Genomic DNA, 19541 nt, shown 5'->3' on the forward strand with positions numbered 1-19541 from the left:
AGTGATTGGTCATCACTGGCTTTTGAATCATACATCAATTTTATTTTGCTGCATCTGCCCATGCAGGAACAACAGCTTGCATTAATGGCTTTAACATTTTCATTGAACTTGCGATGACTTGTCCATTTTCCATAGACTCATTACCACCACGTGCATCAACCACTGTACCGCCTGCTTCTTTGACAATTAACTCGCCTGCTGCGATGTCCCAAGGTTTTAAACCTAATTCAAAGAAACCGTCAAAGCGGCCAGCCGCAACATAAGCCAAATCCAGTGCAGCTGAACCTGTACGACGGAATTGTGCGCCTGCTTCAGTTACTGCTAAAACAGCATCAAAATGTTGTTTTGCATAAGAAATGACTTGACCGTTACGTTTAGCACGATAAGCGTGACCAACAGAAAGGAAAGTATTATCCAAGCTATCCCGTGTGTTTACACGGATACGGCGTTGATTTAAAACTGCACCACGACCACGACTTGCAGAGAAAAGTTCGTCACGTACAGGGTCATAAATGACACCGTGTTGCGTTACGCCTTTGTGTTGAACTGCGATAGAAATACAAAAATGTGGAACACCATTAATAAAGTTTAATGTGCCATCTAGAGGGTCGATGATCCAGCACCAGTCTGCATCATGGCCTTTGCCTTCTTGCATACCAAATTCTTCACCGAGGAAGCTATGGTTTTTATAACTTTTGCGAAGGGTATCGATTGTTAATTGTTCTACATAACGATCCACACGTGTAACAGGACCATCAATGCCTTTTTCTTCAACTTGCAAGTCGAGTTTATGACGATTTTGATGCGCTTTTAAAAGCTCTAGACCAACTGTTTGAGCCGCACGCGCAGCCATCACCACCATAGGTTCCATTGAACACCCACTTAAAACAAATTAAAGATTTTGACAAAGAATAATGCATAAAAGCACAAATATTCTAACAAATATCTGTGCTTTTTGCTAAGAAATATTTTCTAAATGTTTAAGAGCCGTTTCTCAAACAGCCATCGTGACAACGATGAGAGCCTAAACAACCTGTATCGTTTTTTTCCATGCCTGAAGAATACTGGTTTCAATTCCTTCAGCATCCAGACCGCAATCATGTAGCATTTGCCCATGATCTGCCTGATGTAAAAATTCGTCAGGGAGTCCTAAGTTCAGTACAGGTTTGGTCACTTGCATTTTCGCCAGTGCTTCATTGACTGCACTACCTGCTCCCGCCATCACGGCATGTTCTTCAACGGTCACAAATAATGATGTCCGCTCACTCAAATCAGCAATCATTTGTTCATCAAGCGGTTTTACAAAACGCATGTTCACAACGGTCACGCCAACTTCAAGCTGTTCTGCCAGTTGTTTTGCAACTTGTACAGCAGGCGCAACACGACTACCAAAAGCTAAAATGGTAATTTGTTCATCATGCTGTGATTGAATTTCCTGAACAATTTCAGCGCGTCCAATTTCAAGCATTGTCCATTGAATTTCAATATCAACACCAACACCTGCGCCACGTGGATAGCGTACTGCGGCTGGACCGTTATATTGATATGCGGTATGCAACATTTGACGACATTCATTTTCATCTTTTGGCGCCATAATCACCAAATTTGGAATGGTTCGCATGTACGCATAGTCATATGCACCTGCATGTGTTGGACCATCTTCACCCACCAGTCCTGCACGGTCGATTCCAAATGTCACATCCAGATTTTGCAGTGCAACATCATGAATTAATTGGTCATAGCCACGTTGTAAAAATGTCGAGTAAATCGCAACAACAGGTTTTAAACCTTCACATGCCATGCCCGCTGCAAGCGTGACCGCATGTTGTTCTGCAATTGCTACATCAAAATAACGCTCTGGATAGGTTTGTGCAAATTGAACCATCCCCGACCCTTCACACATTGCTGGGGTAATCGCCAATAAACGCGAGTCTTGCGCGGCTTCATCACAGAGCCATTGTCCAAACACATCTGAATATTTCGGTGGTGCTTTCTTTTTAACGCCAGTGCTTTGTGATGCTGTGACTTTTTTTGCAATGGCATGATAGCCAATCGGGTCAGCCTCGGCAGGTAAAAAGCCTTTACCTTTTTTGGTATAGATATGAACTAAACGTGGGCCTTTACGCTTTTTCAATGCATCAAAGACATGAACCAGCTGCTCAACATCATGACCATCAAATGGGCCAAAATATTCAAATCCAATTGCTTTAAATAAATTATCTGCTTCTTGGGTTGCCGCCTGATGCAAACGAGAGGTGTAATCCCATTCAGGATGAGGTTCAACAAATGCTGCACCTTCGGCATCGATATTAATCAGATGTCCTTTTTCCCAAATTGCGGCTAAATGCTTGGCAAAACCACCTGTGCTTTGGGAAATCGACATATCGTTGTCATTTAGAACAACCAGTAAATCGGCTTGATGGGCAACTGCATCGTTCATGGCTTCAAATGCCATGCCTGCTGTCATTGCACCATCCCCTACGATACATACCACTTCGCAAGGATTTTTTTGGTAACGTCGTGCCAGTGCCATCCCTAAACCCGCAGAAATAGCGGTTGATGAATGTCCAACACCAAAATGGTCAAATTCAGATTCTTCTCGGGCAGGGAATGCCGCCAAACCATTTTTAGAGCGAATGGTGGTGAGCTGCTCACGGCGTCCAGTTAAAACTTTATGTGGGTATGCCTGATGTCCCACATCCCAAATGAGGCGATCATTCGGTGTGTTAAAACAATAATGTAATGCAACTGTCAGTTCAATCACGCCAAGATTGGCACCGAAATGTCCGCCACTTTTCCCAGCAGCATACAAGATGTATTGACGTAACTCATCTGCCACCTGTTCTAGCTGACTTTGATCTAGTTGACGTAATTGTTGTGGATGATCAATTGCATCCAACAATGGCGTAACAGGACGTTGAGTTGGGATTTCTGTATACAACATATGTGGCGAAGCCTTCTAAAGCCTGGCAATTTCCTAAGCTAGGGGATTGACGTAAACCGATAATTTTAACTCATCGGGCGTTGTTTTCAATGTGCCACATTTCTTTTTCGATATTGCGCATTGCTTTTGTCATAGACAAGGATGCTGATTATCCTGAAAAATGATGCCAATGTTCAACTATTATTAATTAGTTTGCATAAAAAAAGAAAATAATTGGCTTAATTTCTATATATGTAATCTAGGAATATCTCTATTTGCGCTATACTTCTGTCGATTACCGATGACCAAAGAGCTTTATTGTGCCTATTGCTTTTGTTGCAACATCTAAACTTCCAACTGCATTTGGAGATTTCAAAATCAGTGTTTTTCAAGATCCTGAAACAGGTGAAGAACACGTGGCTTTGTTTAAAGGACTTGATATGCCTGCTACAGAGCCTGTTTTGGTTCGTATTCATTCCGAATGCCTAACAGGTGATGCATTCTCATCTTTAAAATGTGATTGTGGTCCACAGCTTAAAGCCACACAAAAAATGATTAATGATGCAGGTCAAGGTATCATCTTATATTTACGTCAGGAAGGTCGCGGTATTGGTTTAACCAATAAAATTCGTGCTTATGCCTTGCAAGATCAGGGACATGACACTGTTGATGCCAATTTAATGCTCAACCTCCCTGCCGATGCACGTGAATACGATATGTGTAAAATCATGCTAGATCATTTACAGGTTAAACAAGTGAAATTAATCACCAATAACCCGTTAAAGATCGATGCTCTTAAAGCATTGGGAATTGATGTAGTAGAACGTGTGCTACTGACTGTAGGCTTAAATCCATTCAACGAACAATATTTAAAAACCAAGTTGGAACGAATGTCGCATATGTATAATAAGGATGATTTTTAATTCATTACAAATATATCCTATTCATAAAAAACCCAAGGCTGCTGTCATGTATTCTTGGGTTTTAATGTTTAAAAGATTAAATTGTCATTGAAAAAATACGGGTATTCGGTAATTTACGTTTTAGCCTTAAATCAAATGCCATACAAATATTACGAATAAACGGCTTCCCCTGTTCAAGAATATGTATTTGCTTATCGTTAATTTCGAGCAATCTATCTTGCTGCATTTCAACCAACTGCGCTAAAACCTCTGGCAGTTCAGGAAATGTCATGGCTGGATTTTCCCATGATGTGGTAAATGTACACATCAAATTAAGAATATGCCTACGCATGACCAAATCCTCTTGTGTCAGTGCATGCCCCCTAAACACAGGCAACTCATTTGCCTCTAGACGTGCATAATATTCTTCTAGATTTTTCTCATTTTGCGCAAAGCTGTACCAACTATCGCTAATTGAAGAGATCCCCAAACCAATCATCACCTGCGTTTTAGATGAGGTATAGCCCATAAAATTACGATGCAATGTTCCTTCATGAAAAGACTGATACATATTGTCATGGCTGAGTGCAAAGTGATCCATACCAATCTCATGGTAGCCATGTGCTAGAAGTTTTTTCTTACCCTCTTCGTACAATGTACGCTTCACATCATCCTGAGGGACATCCTGATCCTTAAAACCACGCTGTCCATTGCCCTTAATCCACGGAACATGCGCATAACTATAAAATGCCAGACGGTCTGGATTTAAATTGTTGGTTTGTTCAATGGTATATAAAACATCTTCTAAACGCTGAAAAGGAAGTCCGAATACCAAGTCATGTGAAATCGAGCTATACCCGATTTCTCGTGCCCATTGTGTCGCTTGCGCAACGTGTTCAAAGGGCTGAATACGATGAATGGCTTTTTGGACATTCAAGTTATAGTCCTGAACCCCATAACTGACACGGCGAAAACCCAAATCATATAAGGCTTGTAAGTGTTCTCGACTCGTGCTGTTTGGATGTCCCTCAAAACTGAATTCATGCCCATCCGCAACATCTGCCTTTGCCAAAATTCCTTGAATCAATTGGGTCAAATGTTCGGGTGAGAAAAAGGTAGGCGTGCCCCCGCCTAAGTGGATTTCTTTAATTTGTGGACGGTCTTTTAATAACTGGCAATATAAATCCCACTCTTTTAATACCGCTTGAATGTACGGTTGTTCAACTTCATGACGTTTGGTCACGCGTTTATGACAACCGCAAAAGGTACATAAACTTTCACAAAAAGGCAGATGAATATAGAGGCTAATTCCTTCACTACGATTAGATTCATCAAAAGATTTGTTAAGCGTTTTTTGCCAGATATCTACAGAAAAAGAAGACTCTTCCCAATATGGCACAGTCGGATAACTGGTATAGCGTGGTCCAGGAACATTATATTTTTGAATTAAAGAACACCCCATCACAACATCCACTTAAAAGACCGATTTAAAACCATAATAAAATTATGTGTATAAAATGCAACTGTATTTTGTGCGTTCCATCATATTCATTGGATAGCTCGCACATAAATCTCATCAGAGTTAGATGTATCCGTCACGAAATGAATCAAAACTGCCGAGATTTTGCATAGAAAAACCTTAAAATTTAGCGCTTTTTATGTTTTGATGTCAGCTGTCATTTCAGTTCTTTGAGAATGTGCATGCAACATCAAATTTCAGCCGATATTCAACGCGTTCGTGAATTTCTTCTCGATTTACAGGCGCGGATCTGCGAACAACTTGAACAACAAGAACATGCAGCGGGTGGTACGGCGCATTTCATCATTGATGATTGGGAACGTGCCGAAGGTGGCGGTGGGCGCTCACGTGTTCTGCAAAATGGTGAAGTGATTGAAAAAGGTGGGGTGATGTTTTCCCACATTCAAATTAAACACCTTCCTGCCTCGGCCACGACACGTCATCCTGAAATTGCAGGTGCGAAGGCGCAGGCGCTTGGCGTTTCACTGGTGATTCATCCTAAAAATCCGCACATTCCAACCTCACATGCCAATATTCGTTTGTTTATTGCACAGCCCGAAGGGAAAGACCCAATCTGGTGGTTTGGTGGTGGCTACGACCTCACCCCTTTCTACCCCGATGATGCAGATATTAAAGCATGGCACCAAAATGCTTACGACCTATGTCGCCCTTTTGGTGAACAAGTCTATGCCGAACACAAACAATGGTGTGATGATTATTTCTATTTAAAACATCGTGATGAACAACGTGGTGTTGGTGGTTTATTTTTTGATGATTTAAATTGTTGGGACTTTGAAACCTGTTTCAAATATATTCAGGCTGTCGGTAACGGTTATCTCAACGCGATTATTCCTATTTTTGAAAAACATCGTGACCAGCCGTATACCCCCGAACAACGTGAATTTCAGCTTTACCGTCGTGGACGTTATGTTGAATTTAATCTAGTGTATGACCGTGGCACACTGTTCGGTTTACAGACTGGAGGGCGAATTGAATCCATTTTAGTGAGTCTGCCAAATTTGGTGGCTTGGTCATATCGACCTGAATGGGATGAGGATTCACCTGAAAAGCGTTTAACAGACTATTATCTAAAACCACATGACTGGCTCAACGAGCTATAAATTTTAATGTGAATTACACAGCAAAATTTGTTCCTAACCCAAATAAAAGCAGCCTAATTCAAGACTGCTTTTATGTGATGCTACCTCAACTAACTTAACTTGTTTTTTGAACGGTTGAGGCTTGTGCATGATCTTCATCGACAATGGCGGTTTTACCACTTTCGGTATTAGTCACTTTAAATTCAATTCGGCGGTTACGGAATTTACCTTGATCGGTCACATTGTCTGCAACAGGGTTTTCAGCGCCAAAACCGACAGCTTTAAATTTACCCGCATCTACACCTTTTGACACAAAGTAATCCACCACAGCCTGAGCACGTTGTTGGGAAAGTGTTTTGTTATGTGCCGCATGACCTGTTGAATCTGTATAGCCTTCTACAGTTAACACAACATTTGGGGTTTGTTTAATTAAGGCTACCGCTTGGTCTAATACGTCTTTATTTTGCTGCGGGATTTTTGCTGAGTTACTTGCAAAGTTAATAATCTGGATATTTAAAGCACGTGCAATATCTTCAGGACGAGCCGATGTTCCCAAGCCTGAAAGAACCGATTTACTTTGATCAATACTATTTTTTACAGATTGTTCAGCATTTAAAGGCGCTGCTGCAATCACATTTAATTGTGGAACAATCGCTTTGATTTTACTAACCAATGCATTGATTGCATCGGCATTCGAGGCATTCACCGTGATTTTATCGCCTTGCCAGTCAATGCTTGCATTGGGTACGGCTTTCACGACATTGAGAATGTCTTCAATTTTGTCTTGAGCAGGTAACGTTGTTGCATAAGCCTGATCTGTCGTGACATTACATTTTGCATGAGTTCCAAATACTTTGGTCAAGGCTGTTTGAATGAGTGACGCCAACGTACTATTTCCGACATTGCCATGACATGCCTGAATTTGATTTCCAACACCCGACGTTAGAGCCAGCCCCGCCACAGACGATGCTGTTGAAATGGCTGCATCACTACTTTGTGTTCCAGATGCCGTACCCACTGTCGTCATATCTTCTTTTTTATGCTGACATGATTTCCAGAAAAATAATAATAAAGCAGCCAAAATAATTAAGAAAATCCATGGCAGTAATTTACCAAAAGCACCACCTTCTTTGGGTTTTTCTTTACTATAGACCTGTTGAGATTCAGGCTGTTTCCCAAAAATCCCTGCTAGCCCTAACGCAGATAATAACCCTGCTGCCCATGCAGGAAAATAACGGGCAATTTCCCCCGTATATTGATCTAAATATGTACTGATATTGCTATCGCCCGCTTCATATTTTAGAACCTGAGCACTCAGTGGAATGGCCTGATTAAACAGTGATGCAATCGTATTTTCAGGCAGGCTATGATGTGTTGCGAACCCTTTCAATAACTGATTCAGCGTGTCGGATTGCCCTGCAAATAATTGAACTAACCCATCATTTGAATTGGCACTCGTATCAAGCCTGTCTGGAAACTTATGAAAAATAGCCAATAAGATTGGGTAAAACTGGGCAAGAAGTGATGATTTTTTATCCTCATCAATTTCTAACTGTTGATGATCGACAATAAAAGGCGTTACCTTTTCCTTGAGTAACTCGATTGGGTTTATAGACATTTTATTATTCTCCTGATTTTAACCTTATTCTATTGTTTAAACATTGGAATAAGCTCATCTGAACATGCTTAAATGCGATAAACATCACACATTAGTTAGTTTTTTGCTAAATATATCTAATATTTAACATGGACTTACACTATAGATATGAGCATTATTCATACAAATAAAATAGTTTAAATTTACAGCAATCATGTAATTCAATTTTAAAATTCATCATTTTCTTCTGTATGAAAATAAAATGATAAATTTCGATTTGCTGGCTTTTTTGACGTATAGTTTCAGGTCAGTTTATTTTTATCAGGGTAGATTCATCACATGAATAAGGTTTTTGCAGTTGTTGGTCATCCAATTGAACATTCTCGCTCTCCTGAACTGCATCATGCTTTTGCTGAAAAACTTGCAATTCCATTAACCTACAGCAAACACCTTGTTCCTCTTGATGGATTCACTCAACATGTCAAAGCGTTCTTTCAAACAGGCGGTCATGGGCTCAACATTACCGTTCCATTTAAAGAACAAGCTTTTGCCTTATGTGATGTTCTAACTGAGCGAGCCAAAATTGCCAAAGCAGTCAATACACTATGGATGCAAAATGGAACCTTGCATGGGGATAACACCGATGGTCAGGGCTTGGTTGAAGCTATTCAAAGCTTAGGTTGGTCACTTCAAAACAGTAAAATTTTAATTCTTGGGGCTGGTGGCGCAACGCGCGGTGTCATTTATCCATTGGCAGCGGCAGGTGCAACGGAAATTGTAGTTGCAAACCGTACACTTGAACGAGCAGAACAACTGGTACAAGACTTGGAACAACACGTCCCTCATACACGTTTACGTGCAGTTTCGTTGAATGCGCTAGAAGGCGAATTTGATCTAATCATCAATGCAACATCTGCAAGCCTTTCGGGTGAAGCCTTACAATTACCAGCACAACTCACTTTTCATCATGCTTACGAAATGGCATATGGCAAACCATCGAGTTTTCTTGAACAGGCACAACAACGCCACGTGCCACATAGTGATGGTTTCGGTATGTTGATTGGTCAGGCCATCGAGTCTTTTTACATCTGGAACGGGGTGAAACCCAAACTTGCCGATTTTCTCTATTTAGCGCCAAAGGCCTAAGTTAACCACCTGTGACAACAACACAGGTGGTTAAATTTATATTTATTTAGACGTTTCCAAAACTTTCATATAGACCGATTTAAACAGCGTATAGTCTAAATATTCGTAATCCTCGTCAGTTAAGCCTGCAAACAAAATTGGACTCATGGTTTGCAGGCGTGACGCTTCATAAAACTGCCCCAATCGCTCTGCAACACGTTTCAAATGCTGATTTGGTTTTTCTCCTGTATTTTCAACAAGGTATTGTGCTTCATACCATTTTGCAAACCGCTGCGCAGAAGACGGATAGTGCTGCTGAATTTGTTGCCACTGGCGCTGTTGTTGTCCATTTGATTGCGCTTTTAACACAATTTCACGTGTTTCACGTTGCAATAACTGGCTACGACCAACCTGATACTGTTGCTCTAACTGTTGTCGCTGTCTCTGCTCTTGTTGGGTCAAATTCGTTGTGCTGTCTTCATCCGCCAAAGAACGATATGCCATCAACGTTGCCAAATTTTGAATATCCTGAGCAGTATATTTTTTCACTGCTTGCGGATAATCCCGAGCAAAGAGCAAACCATACACCAACTGATAAGTCTTCACATACGACTGGGTACGTACATACCGTTGTTCAGCAAACTGTTGAACTTGGGTATTAAAATCTTGCTTATTGGTTTTTTGCTCAATTTTATCCATCAAGCCTTTTAACATACTGTCCTGACGAACATCGCCCAAAGGTTTTGCCTGACGCATCGCTGCACGATTAATTGCCTGTGGATGTCCATAATTTTTATATTGAGTTTTTGCTAAAATATGAATCGGTTGCTGATCGGCATTCTTTTTCAGCAATGCCAGATCATAATGCGTTTCCATCAAACGCCCCTGCTTGTCTAGGGTTAAATCAATCACCAGTGGGCGACGCTGCACTTGCGCAGGTAAAATCTTTTCAATTTCTTCATGTTTCTGCTGCCACAATGACTTGAACTGATCCACCGTAACCAAATGCTGTGCATTGTCTGGTGTAAATAAGGTCGATAACTGTACAAACTGCGTCACTGAAGATTCAAAATCTGTGTTTGAAGCAGATGATGGCGCGAATAAATTGATCCGATATTCATCGGCACAATACGCATAAACCCCTAAAGGAATGTTCGACTTGGCAGAATAGGCCTGACATTGTTGTTTTGTTAATCCTTCATCATGTATAGCTTCAGCTTGATCTTCCGTTTGGGCTGCTTTTTCGGCAGCTTGAGCCGCAGCTTCCCCAGCCTGTGCAGCTTCAGATAATTCCGCTTCAGTTGCTGTCATTTCTTTGAGTCGATCTGTCGCCCATGTCGCTTGCTGTTCAGGCGTCATTTGCTTGAAATCTTGTGTTTCAGTTTTATCTGCTGCTGGTGTTTTATCCGCTAACTGAAAGACTTTTTGAGATAAATAATCTTGATTGACACGAGTATATGCCAACATCTGCGCTGTCATTTCTTCGACACTGCTATTCAAACGGATTTTTTCTACTGCACCTGCTTTAGTCTCGGCATTCGATAAAGCAATACGTTGGAGCTGCCCAGAAGATGCCAACAAATAAGGTAAGCTACTGGTTTCTTTTAAATAATTTACCAACGCAGTCAAATCTACTTTTTCAATTTGCGCACGATATTGAGAAAAATCAATATAACTTAACTGACCACGATATTCGGGACTGACTAAAAAAGGCAGCAAGGAAAAATAATCGCTATATAGTTTGGTTTCCTTAAAATCGACAATCATCGGATATTTGGCTTGTACCAACAGACCATTGGTGTCATAACGTGCCATTAAGTTGAGTGCGACAATTTTTTGGTGGAAATCCATCCCTCCATCATACGACACGGTTAAATCCTGCAAAAAATTGGTCGCAATTTCACTGCCACGCTGACGCCAGTTTGCATACCCTTCAGTCGTTTGTGCCTGCTGTAAAGCCTTTTCCCACGTAACTGATTCAGAACGGTTCAGGGTAATGCCTTGTTGTGCCATATAGTTTTTCAAATGCTGATTCAATTCAGCATCGCTGACTGTTTTACCTGACTTTTTTGCTTTTTCTGAAGGAGGAATCGCAAATACCATCTGACCATGATAGTCAAAACCCGAGGTACTATAGAGTGAGTGAACGGCTGTAACGGAACGCTGTTCAAGTGAAGCCGTATCCGTTGGTTTAACAAAATGTTGACCACAACCTGACAGACCTAGTGCAAATAAACAACAAACTAAATAACGAGGTTTCATTAAAATTTCTCATCCTGTTTTTATAATTCAGACACTAAAATCTAAATATTTTAGTTGACTTAACCACTTTATTTTCGAGCGATTTTTAGTCATTATATTCTATAATAATTAAAGCTGATTCGCACTTTATAAAAACTGAAGATAACAGATACTCTAGACTCAATTTATTCACAAACCATTTCACAATTTGCCCAATTGACACCAAATTCCTTTTATCACATCAATGTTTTTCTGCTTAAATTGGTCAATAATGAACAATATAAAAATGGAAAACAAACTAGGATAGCCACTATGACAACATACAAAGCGCCACTTCGTGATATTCACTTCCTCATCAATGAAGTCCTTCATTATCCAGAACATTATAAAACCTTAAGCAATGGCGAAAATGCGGATGCAGAAACCATCGATATGATTCTGGAAAGTGCTGCTGAGTATTGTGAAAATGTGCTTTCACCGTTATATCACACAGGTGATGCCGAAGGCTGCCACTTTAAAGATGGTGAAGTGACAACGCCAAAAGGGTTTAAAGAAGCGTATGATCAGTTTGTCCTGAACGGATGGCAAGGCTTATCTTATCCTGAAGAATTTGGTGGGCAAAACCTGCCAATGTCATTAAACATCATCAAGTCCGAAATGATGGGCACAGCCAACTGGGCATTTACCATGTACCCCGGTTTAAGCATGGGATGTATGAATACCATTTTGCAATACGGGACTGAACAACAAAAAAATCTTTATATGCCCCCTCTTGTTGCAGGCACATGGGGCGGAACAATGTGCTTAACTGAACCACAATGTGGGACAGATTTAGGACAAGTAAAAAGTAAGGCAGAACCCAAAGAAGATGGCACTTATGCCATTACGGGTACAAAAATCTTTATTTCTGCGGGTGAACATGACCTGACGGAAAATATTGTCCATATCGTTTTGGCTCGACTTCCAAATGCGCCTCAGGGGACTAAAGGGATTTCTCTTTTTATTGTTCCCAAAATTTTAGCCCATGAAGATGGTTCTTTAGGTGAACGTAACAAGGTAACTTGCGGCTCCATTGAACATAAAATGGGGATTCGAGCTTCGGCTACTGCTGTTTTAAACTTTGATCAGGCAACAGGTTTTCTTATTGGCGAGCCGAACAAAGGGTTACATGCCATGTTCACCTTTATGAATACCGCACGTTTAGGAACCGCAGTTCAAGGCATCGCACATGCCGAATTATCTTATCAGGGTGCGTTACCTTATGCCAAAACACGTATGTCGATGCGTGCCCTTTCAGGTAAAAAAGACCCCGATCAGGTTGCAGATGCTATCATTCACCATGCCGATGTTCGTCGCATGCTTTTAACACAAAAAGCGATTGCTGAAGGTGGTCGTGCCATGATTTATTATGTCGCACAAATTGCCGATAAAATGAATGATGCAGCAAAACGGGGTGATCAGGCTGAGTATGAAACCTACGATGACAAACTAGGCTTTTTTACCCCAATTTTAAAAGGTTTCTTAACCGAACTTGGTTTTGAGGCAGCCAACCAAGGCGTTCAAGTTTTTGGTGGTCATGGTTATATTCAAGAATCGGGTATGGAACAAATTGTTCGGGATGCTCGTATTGCAACACTTTATGAAGGAACAACAGGCGTTCAGGCGCTAGACCTTATTGGACGTAAAGTTTTACTTGCATCAAAAGGTCGTGTCATTCGCGACTATACAGCGGAAATTTTAAGATTCTGTGGTCGTCATGCACGGAACAAATATTTACGTCGTTTTGTGTGGGACTTAACCAAACTTTGTGCCCAATGGAACGCGATGACTGTGCGTATTTTTCTGGCTGCACGTAAAGATCGTGATGTGGTTTCTTCTGCTTCTTTTGATTTTCTGATGTTCTCTGGCTATGTCGTCATGGCCTATTTCTGGGCACAACAAGCAGCGATTGCCTCAGACAAAATTGAACAAGGCAATGGAGCCGAAACAATCGAGTTCTATAAAGCAAAAATTAAAGTGGCAGATTTTTACTTTGACAGATTATTACCACGTGCCCAAAGTCATGCCGAATCCGCAGTCACACCATCTAAAGCATTGATAGGACTACCAATTGATCACTTTAGTTTTGATTACTAACCATCGTTTATCCCTGTAAAAATAAAAAGAGTGCCCATTGAGCTGCACTCTTTTTATTGACATTATTCATTTTTATTGACACTTAAAAAACAACCGTTATTTTTAATATTTCAAAACCAAAATAAAGATATTAAACTCTTCTAAATCCATCATTGTTTAAGAAAAAAAATCCCAGAAAGCAGCCGAGTTGCAGAGAATTATGGCTAAAAATTACCTATACTTGGTTATGAAATTTAACCATGCTGAATTTCAAACCTTGTTTAAATTGTTTAGTCAGCAACCTAAATTATAGATGGAAAATCAAGATAATCGTTTTCTATCTTGCAAGTGTAGTACCAGCCCATGTTTTAATCATCAAAAGGATATTTGTTGTGGCAAGTTTATTCATTCCTTACCTTCTTGCAATCACCCTCCTCACCATTACACCCGGATTAGATACAACACTCATCTTAAGAACATCCGCATTAGAAGGCCGCAACAAAGCGATTCAAGCGGCACTAGGGGTGAACCTAGGCTGTTTAATTTGGGGAGTTCTTATTGCATGTGGTTTAGGAACCTTGCTCAGCCAATCTTTGATGGCTTTCACCGTTTTAAAATGGGCGGGGGCACTTTACCTTACATGGTTAGGTATCCAAATGATCATCCGCCCTCGAAAACAGTTAAGTACTGGAGACAATACCGAAACAAGCCAACAAAACTGGTTCTTAAAAGGCTGCCTAGGTAATCTGCTCAACCCTAAAGTCGGTATATTTTATATTTCGTTCTTACCGCAATTTATTCCAAATTCGCAAGCAGCAACTTCTTGGATTTTATTTCTGGTTATGATCCATGTCGTGATTGGTCTCATCTGGTCTATGCTGCTCATTCGCAGTACACAATCTCTGGCGAAATATTTTAAACGCCCTCGTGTCATACAAAATATTGACCGACTCAGTGGCGGGATTTTTCTGTTATTTGCGCTAAAACTTGCACTCACAAAACGCTAATTTATCTATTATGTGGAGGTCTATAATCGATCTCCATCATGAATTTCTTATATCTTATAAAAACTTTTCCAGAACAGAATTTAAATATAAATGCCCCTGTTCTGTACATGCCAACCGATCAATATCATCTACCAATAATTGTTGTTGACGCAGTTTGGACACCACTGTATCAATCTGCTGTAAGCCTTGCCCTGTACGCTGCACATAATATTCAGTGGGCACACCCTGATTTAATCGCAACGCATTCATCATAAATTCAAACGGTAAATCAGCCACTTCGATTTGCTGCCAATTCACCATTGGGGCAGGTGTTTTGGCCAAATAATCTTTGGGTAACCGGGTCTTTTGGAAACGATAAATTCCATCCTGTAGGGTGACTTTACCATGTGCCCCTGCACCAATCGCCAGATAATCACCAAATTGCCAATAATTCAAATTATGTTGCGATGGCTGTTCTTTGCGCCAAGCAGAAACTTCATAATTTTGAAACCCTTGCTCACGTAAATACTGCTCACCTTGCAACTGAATCTGCTCCAACACATTTTCGTCGGGTAAAGTTGGTTGTGTACGGAAGAAAACCGTATTGGGTTCTATGGTTAATTGATACCATGAAATATGGGTTGCACCATTTTCAACTGCAAAACGCAAATCATATAAAGCCTGCTCAACCGACTGCTCTGGCAACCCATGCATCAGATCGACATTGACACGGTTAAACCCAGCCTGTCTTGCCTGACGAATTGCATTTTCTGCATTTGCCGCACTGTGGATTCGCCCAAGTCGTTGCAAATGTGCTTCATCAAATGTCTGTACACCCAAAGATAAACGGTTAATCCCTGCACGAAGATAATCTGCAAAAGGTTGATGCTCTAGAGTTCCGGGGTTCGCTTCTAATGTAATTTCACAGTGTTCTTCAAAGTCCAAGCATTGTTTAAGCTGTTCAAAAAGCCACTGATAACCCTCTGCTGAAATTAACGATGGTGTTCCTCCACCAATAAAAACACTATGGATTTTACGACCTTGTGCATAATCAAGTTGCGTTTCAAAATCTGCCACCAATGCCTGCAAATACTGCTGTTCTAAATCAATAGACAGTTGCCCGTCAGGTACAGCATGCGAATTAAAATCACAATAAGGACATTTACGCACACACCAAGGCATGTGAATATATAAAGACAAAGGAATAAGTTGCAGATCAAACTGGCTCAAGAATATGGCTCGTCTAGTACATCAAAATCGTTTGCTATTTTAGCATGAGTCGCTCATGGGTACGGTATGGATGTAACCGTTTTAACGCATAAACTTTTAAGAGACCGCATTAAAGTGATAAAAATCTCAATGCCCCTGATTGGATTATGCCTCCTCACTTTAGGCATAGGCATCGCGATGATATTTCAAACGGCCATATAGCCAGTTACGCACCCATCTTCCTTCTACCCTCCATGCATCCCTCATCTCCTTTACGATTGGAACCTTTATTTTAAGCATTTTAGTTTTCACGCTTCAAAAAGACCCCTTTCACTGGCAATCACTTCTTCATCTTCCTTGGTATCTTGCTTTAAGTGGCATGTTAGGGGTTTATGCGATTAGCATGAGCATTTATACTGCACCACAATTAGGTTTTTTAACCTTTTCAGGTTTAGTACTCTTTGGTCAAATTTCTATTTCAATGCTCCTTGATCATTTCGGATTACTGAACACTGAAAAAATACCGATTACATGGACACGCTTTTGTGGCGCTTTGGCTATTTTATTGGGCGTTTTCCTGACGTTACAGCGCTAAATTTTTAATTTCGAGATCTTATGCCACATCCAATATCAAAAAAGTATGAACTCAAACGACTATTAGCCTTGATGCTGCCCATCCTGATTACTCAATTTTCACAAGCAGGATTAGGCCTAATCGACACCATCATGGCAGGTCATTTATCGGCTACAGATTTGGCTGCAATTGCTGTTGGTGTGGGAATCTGGATGCCCATCATGCTTTTCTTTGTAGGAATTATCCTTGCGACAACACCACTTGTTGCCGAGGCTGTTGGCGCAAAAGACCATGCACAAATTCCCCATATCGTACGCCAGTCGATGTGGATGTCGGCTTTACTCGGAATCGTGGCCTTAATCTTATTACAATTTATGCCATTACTACTGTCGCTGTTCGATGTTCCCGTCGATCTACGTCCTAAAGCCAGTTTATTCCTACATGCGATTGGCTTTGGAATGCCCGCAGTCACACTCTATACCAGTCTACGTTGTTACTCTGAAGCCATAGGGCATCCTCACCCTGTGACTGCTATTAGCCTCATCGCCTTAGTCGTTTTGATTCCATTAGACTATCTATTTATGTACGGTGTAGGCCCCTTACCTACCTTAGGTAGCGCAGGTTGTGGCTTTGCGACTGCAATTTTACAATGGCTTATGCTTGCAACTTTAGTGATTTATATTCATAAAGCAAAAGCCTACCAACAGCACAAAATCTTTCATGCTAAAGAAAAACTTCACTTGGCATTTGCAAAACGCTTACTTGCACTGGGAATTCCAATTGGGCTGGCAGTATTTTTTGAAGTCAGTATTTTTTCAACGGCTGCGATTATTCTTAGCCCATTAGGCGATACCATCATTGCTGCACATCAAATTGCAATTTCAATCACATCACAATTGTTTATGCTTCCAATGTCGCTTGCAATTGCCCTCACAATTCGTGTTGGGACATATTATGGCGAGAAAAACTGGCTCGCAATGCGTAAAGTTCAATGGGTCGGATTAATGACCGCAACGACAATGGCATGTATAACAATGCTATTGATTGCATTAGGAAAAACACAAATTACGCAACTTTATACCCGTGATCCGCATGTTGCAGAAGTCGCCCTCTTCTTACTTCAATTTTGTATTGCCTATCAAATTATAGATGCTTGGCAAGTCAGTGCTGCGGGCTGTTTAAGAGGAATGCAAGATACTCAAGCGCCTATGTGGATTACACTGATTGCCTACTGGTTTATTGCTCTTCCCCTCAGCATTTACTGGATTCGTTATCAGCATATGGGACCACAAGGTATTTGGATAAGTTTAATTATCGGTTTAAGTATCGCTTGTATCCTACTCCTCTGGCGATTATATAAAAATAATCAACGATTAATATTTCAGACTCGAACCTAACCGTTATGCTTAGCTGCTCTACGGGCATATGTTTGTGACAATGCTGCCCAATCTAAGTCACCATCTCCATGTGCCAGACTTTCAACATGTAAATCATGTGTCACATGTGACAATGGCGTTGAAACATTTGCCTGTTCTGCTGCAGCCAATGCCAAACGAACATCCTTTAAGCCCAAATGTAATTTAAACCCTGCTGGTTCAAAAGTTTCTGTCGCAATTGCAGAACCATAGCCTTTAAACACAGGGGCTGAAAAAACAGTTGAAGTAATTAAATCTAAAAATAGAGATTTATCAACATCATAACCCGCTGCCAAAATTGCTGATTCGCTCATACTGGCAATCGCATGAGCAATCATTGCATTCACGGCCAATTTCACTGCATTTGCCTGCTCTGGCTTTTCACCCAAATACCATGTTTTTTGGCCTAACACTTCAAATATCGGTGTTAATTGAGCCACAATTTCAGCATTTCCTGCTGCTAAGATATTAAGCTGCCCCGCCTCTGCTACATTCACTCGCCCCAATATCGGCGCAGAAACAAAATGAACCTGATGCTGCCGAAAAACCTGCTGCAATTCCTGTGCAAGTGCAACAGAAATTGTGGTCATATTGACCACAATACTTTTCGGTTTCAATTGCTGTAGAAATACTGAATCCATTAATACAGAACGAGTTGCAACATCATCTGAAAAAATCGCCATAATGATGTCTGTATTTTCAATAGCTTGCTGTGGAGAATTTAGAATTTGTGCACCAAGTTCCTTTAGTGCTTGTGCCTTATCTAATGAACGATTCCAAACATTTAATGTAAAACCTGCTTTGAGTAAATTTTTTGCCATTGGAAAGCCCATTGTTCCCAATCCTAAAAATGCCATTTTCATACCACTCTCCTTTTGGAAATAATTGCTTCCAAATTAAATAAAAAATTTACACTTTCATTTGAATCAATGCCAGATCAACCACATGTTGCATTTGCTCAGCTTGATATTTCCCCGTTTTTGCAACAACACGCATGCCTTGAATTAAACACAACATATGTAAAGCGACATCTTGACCATTCATGTCACGACGAATTGAGCCATCTTGCTGCCCAAGCGTAATCAGCTTAAATAATAACTGCTGATTCGATTCTAAAGCACAACTAATTTTTTTAATCATCTCAGGCTCAAAAGAAGCCAATTCCATCAAACTACTTACCACTAAACAACCCTGCTTACCTTCATCCCCCTGAGAAGATTGCACATAAACTTGTAAGACTCGACTCAGTTGATCAAATCCTGACGTTCCATCCGCAATTGCCTGCATAATTTTCGCCATACGTACCGCACGGTAGCGCTCAAAAACCGACTGAAAAATATGATTTTTATCACGAAATGCTTTATACAAACTTCCCTGAGCTAAACCCGTCGACGTTACCAGATCCTGAACAGATGTCGCATGAAAACCCTGAATAGAGAATGTAGTGATCATGGCATCAAGGATCTTGTCTAAATCAAATTCACGTGGTCGACCACGATTTACAAACGTCATTAAATCTTAAACCAATTTAGAAAATAATTGTTTTCTATATTAATAAAACTTTTCATTACAAGCAAAAGATATACACCAATAATGATATTTCCCTTGGAAAGACTAAGTTTCCATTTTTAAATCTTAACCAGAACATTGTATCCATGTTATTTAAATAAACTGTAATTCTTAAATATTTAAAAAGTTATTTAGATCCTTTTTATTCGTATATTTTCCAGTGGTGCACACTCCACTCACCGATGATGTTTGGCGGCAGATTCAATCTACTATGTAGTTTCATGGTTGTTATTGTGTTCCAAGAACAGTAGAAACTTCATGGAAGC

At 40.5% G+C, this 19541-nt stretch carries 14 protein-coding genes and 2 pseudogenes; 7 read left to right on the plus strand and 9 right to left on the minus strand.

Translation table 11 applies throughout. From position 1 onward, the window contains the following. Positions 1–40 precede the first annotated feature (40 nt). Both ABDV70_RS11735 and dxs read right to left on the minus strand, forming a co-directional pair. A complete protein-coding gene (locus ABDV70_RS11735) occupies positions 41–871 on the minus strand; it encodes an inositol monophosphatase family protein (protein ID WP_343597955.1) in 831 nt (276 codons plus the stop codon). Positions 872–1024: 153 nt separating this feature from the next. After that, positions 1025–2944 carry a 1-deoxy-D-xylulose-5-phosphate synthase gene (gene dxs, locus ABDV70_RS11740; protein ID WP_343597956.1) on the minus strand — a complete coding sequence of 640 codons (1920 nt, stop codon included), beginning with the start codon at positions 2942–2944 and terminating at the stop codon, positions 1025–1027. Positions 2945–3243: 299 nt separating this feature from the next. Here dxs and ribA point away from each other — a divergent pair, with 299 nt between their 5' ends. After that, positions 3244–3846 (plus strand): GTP cyclohydrolase II, encoded by a 603-nt coding sequence (gene ribA, locus ABDV70_RS11745; protein WP_343597957.1) that lies wholly within the window; start codon positions 3244–3246, stop codon positions 3844–3846. 76 nt (positions 3847–3922) lie between these two features. Here ribA and hemN read toward each other — a convergent pair whose 3' ends face one another. Continuing rightward, positions 3923–5287 carry an oxygen-independent coproporphyrinogen III oxidase gene (gene hemN, locus ABDV70_RS11750; protein WP_343597959.1) on the minus strand — a complete coding sequence of 455 codons (1365 nt, stop codon included), beginning with the start codon at positions 5285–5287 and terminating at the stop codon, positions 3923–3925. Between the two features lie 239 nt (positions 5288–5526). Here hemN and hemF point away from each other — a divergent pair, with 239 nt between their 5' ends. Further along, on the plus strand, positions 5527–6465 hold the full coding sequence (hemF, locus tag ABDV70_RS11755) for an oxygen-dependent coproporphyrinogen oxidase (RefSeq protein WP_343597961.1): 939 nt from the start codon (positions 5527–5529) through the stop codon (positions 6463–6465). A 94-nt stretch (positions 6466–6559) separates the two neighbouring features. Here the strand turns inward: hemF and ABDV70_RS11760 are convergent, their stop codons facing one another. Continuing rightward, complete coding sequence (locus tag ABDV70_RS11760) at positions 6560–8062, minus strand: OmpA family protein (protein WP_343597963.1); 1503 nt, start codon at positions 8060–8062, stop codon at positions 6560–6562. 318 nt (positions 8063–8380) lie between these two features. Here ABDV70_RS11760 and aroE point away from each other — a divergent pair, with 318 nt between their 5' ends. Next, a complete protein-coding gene (gene aroE / locus ABDV70_RS11765) occupies positions 8381–9187 on the plus strand; it encodes a shikimate dehydrogenase (RefSeq protein ID WP_343597965.1) in 807 nt (268 codons plus the stop codon). Between the two features lie 42 nt (positions 9188–9229). Here aroE and ABDV70_RS11770 read toward each other — a convergent pair whose 3' ends face one another. Next, the gene (locus tag ABDV70_RS11770) at positions 9230–11428 is read right to left on the minus strand and encodes a hypothetical protein (protein ID WP_343597967.1); all 2199 of its coding nucleotides are present in this window, start codon (positions 11426–11428) and stop codon (positions 9230–9232) included. A 291-nt stretch (positions 11429–11719) separates the two neighbouring features. Between ABDV70_RS11770 and ABDV70_RS11775 the strand changes: the two genes are divergently transcribed. Next, complete coding sequence (locus ABDV70_RS11775) at positions 11720–13543, plus strand: acyl-CoA dehydrogenase C-terminal domain-containing protein (protein ID WP_343597968.1); 1824 nt, start codon at positions 11720–11722, stop codon at positions 13541–13543. 371 nt (positions 13544–13914) lie between these two features. After that, positions 13915–14529 (plus strand): LysE family translocator, encoded by a 615-nt coding sequence (locus ABDV70_RS11780; RefSeq protein WP_343597970.1) that lies wholly within the window; start codon positions 13915–13917, stop codon positions 14527–14529. A 54-nt stretch (positions 14530–14583) separates the two neighbouring features. On the opposite strand, the gene hemW is transcribed toward ABDV70_RS11780, so the two are convergent. Further along, on the minus strand, positions 14584–15738 hold the full coding sequence (gene hemW, locus ABDV70_RS11785) for a radical SAM family heme chaperone HemW (RefSeq protein WP_343597972.1): 1155 nt from the start codon (positions 15736–15738) through the stop codon (positions 14584–14586). 129 nt (positions 15739–15867) lie between these two features. Between hemW and ABDV70_RS11790 the strand changes: the two are divergent. Both ABDV70_RS11790 and ABDV70_RS11795 read left to right on the plus strand, forming a co-directional pair. Beyond that, positions 15868–16312 (plus strand): annotated as a pseudogene (locus ABDV70_RS11790) (DMT family transporter). A 20-nt stretch (positions 16313–16332) separates the two neighbouring features. Further along, on the plus strand, positions 16333–17688 hold the full coding sequence (locus tag ABDV70_RS11795; RefSeq protein WP_343597974.1) for an MATE family efflux transporter: 1356 nt from the start codon (positions 16333–16335) through the stop codon (positions 17686–17688). On the opposite strand, the gene ABDV70_RS11800 is transcribed toward ABDV70_RS11795, so the two are convergent. The 3 genes and pseudogenes from ABDV70_RS11800 to ABDV70_RS11810 form a co-directional block, all read right to left on the minus strand. After that, complete coding sequence (locus tag ABDV70_RS11800) at positions 17685–18119, minus strand: NAD-binding protein (protein WP_343597980.1); 435 nt, start codon at positions 18117–18119, stop codon at positions 17685–17687. The genes ABDV70_RS11795 and ABDV70_RS11800 overlap by 4 nt on opposite strands. Then, positions 18102–18575 (minus strand): annotated as a pseudogene (locus tag ABDV70_RS11805) (NAD(P)-binding domain-containing protein); the annotation flags it as partial. The gene ABDV70_RS11800 and the pseudogene ABDV70_RS11805, both read right to left, overlap by 18 nt. A 40-nt stretch (positions 18576–18615) precedes the next feature. Beyond that, entirely contained in the window at positions 18616–19218 is a 603-nt protein-coding gene (locus ABDV70_RS11810; protein ID WP_343597976.1) for a TetR/AcrR family transcriptional regulator, read from the minus strand. Positions 19219–19541 lie beyond the last annotated feature (323 nt).

Source organism: Acinetobacter sp., assembly GCF_039596015.1.
Lineage (GTDB): Bacteria > Pseudomonadota > Gammaproteobacteria > Pseudomonadales > Moraxellaceae > Acinetobacter.

Excerpts from the sequence above, each read along its gene's own strand:
- ABDV70_RS11735 (WP_343597955.1), bottom strand. The coding sequence starts at position 871 with ATGGAACCTATGGTGGTGATGGCTGCGCGTGCGGCTCAAACAGTTGGT.
- dxs (WP_343597956.1), bottom strand. The coding sequence starts at position 2,944 with ATGTTGTATACAGAAATCCCAACTCAACGTCCTGTTACGCCATTGTTG.
- hemN (WP_343597959.1), bottom strand. The coding sequence starts at position 5,287 with ATGGGGTGTTCTTTAATTCAAAAATATAATGTTCCTGGACCACGCTAT.
- hemF (WP_343597961.1), top strand. The coding sequence starts at position 5,527 with ATGCAACATCAAATTTCAGCCGATATTCAACGCGTTCGTGAATTTCTT.
- ABDV70_RS11760 (WP_343597963.1), bottom strand. The coding sequence starts at position 8,062 with ATGTCTATAAACCCAATCGAGTTACTCAAGGAAAAGGTAACGCCTTTT.
- aroE (WP_343597965.1), top strand. The coding sequence starts at position 8,381 with ATGAATAAGGTTTTTGCAGTTGTTGGTCATCCAATTGAACATTCTCGC.
- ABDV70_RS11770 (WP_343597967.1), bottom strand. The coding sequence starts at position 11,428 with ATGAAACCTCGTTATTTAGTTTGTTGTTTATTTGCACTAGGTCTGTCA.
- ABDV70_RS11775 (WP_343597968.1), top strand. The coding sequence starts at position 11,720 with ATGACAACATACAAAGCGCCACTTCGTGATATTCACTTCCTCATCAAT.
- ABDV70_RS11795 (WP_343597974.1), top strand. The coding sequence starts at position 16,333 with ATGCCACATCCAATATCAAAAAAGTATGAACTCAAACGACTATTAGCC.
- ABDV70_RS11810 (WP_343597976.1), bottom strand. The coding sequence starts at position 19,218 with ATGACGTTTGTAAATCGTGGTCGACCACGTGAATTTGATTTAGACAAG.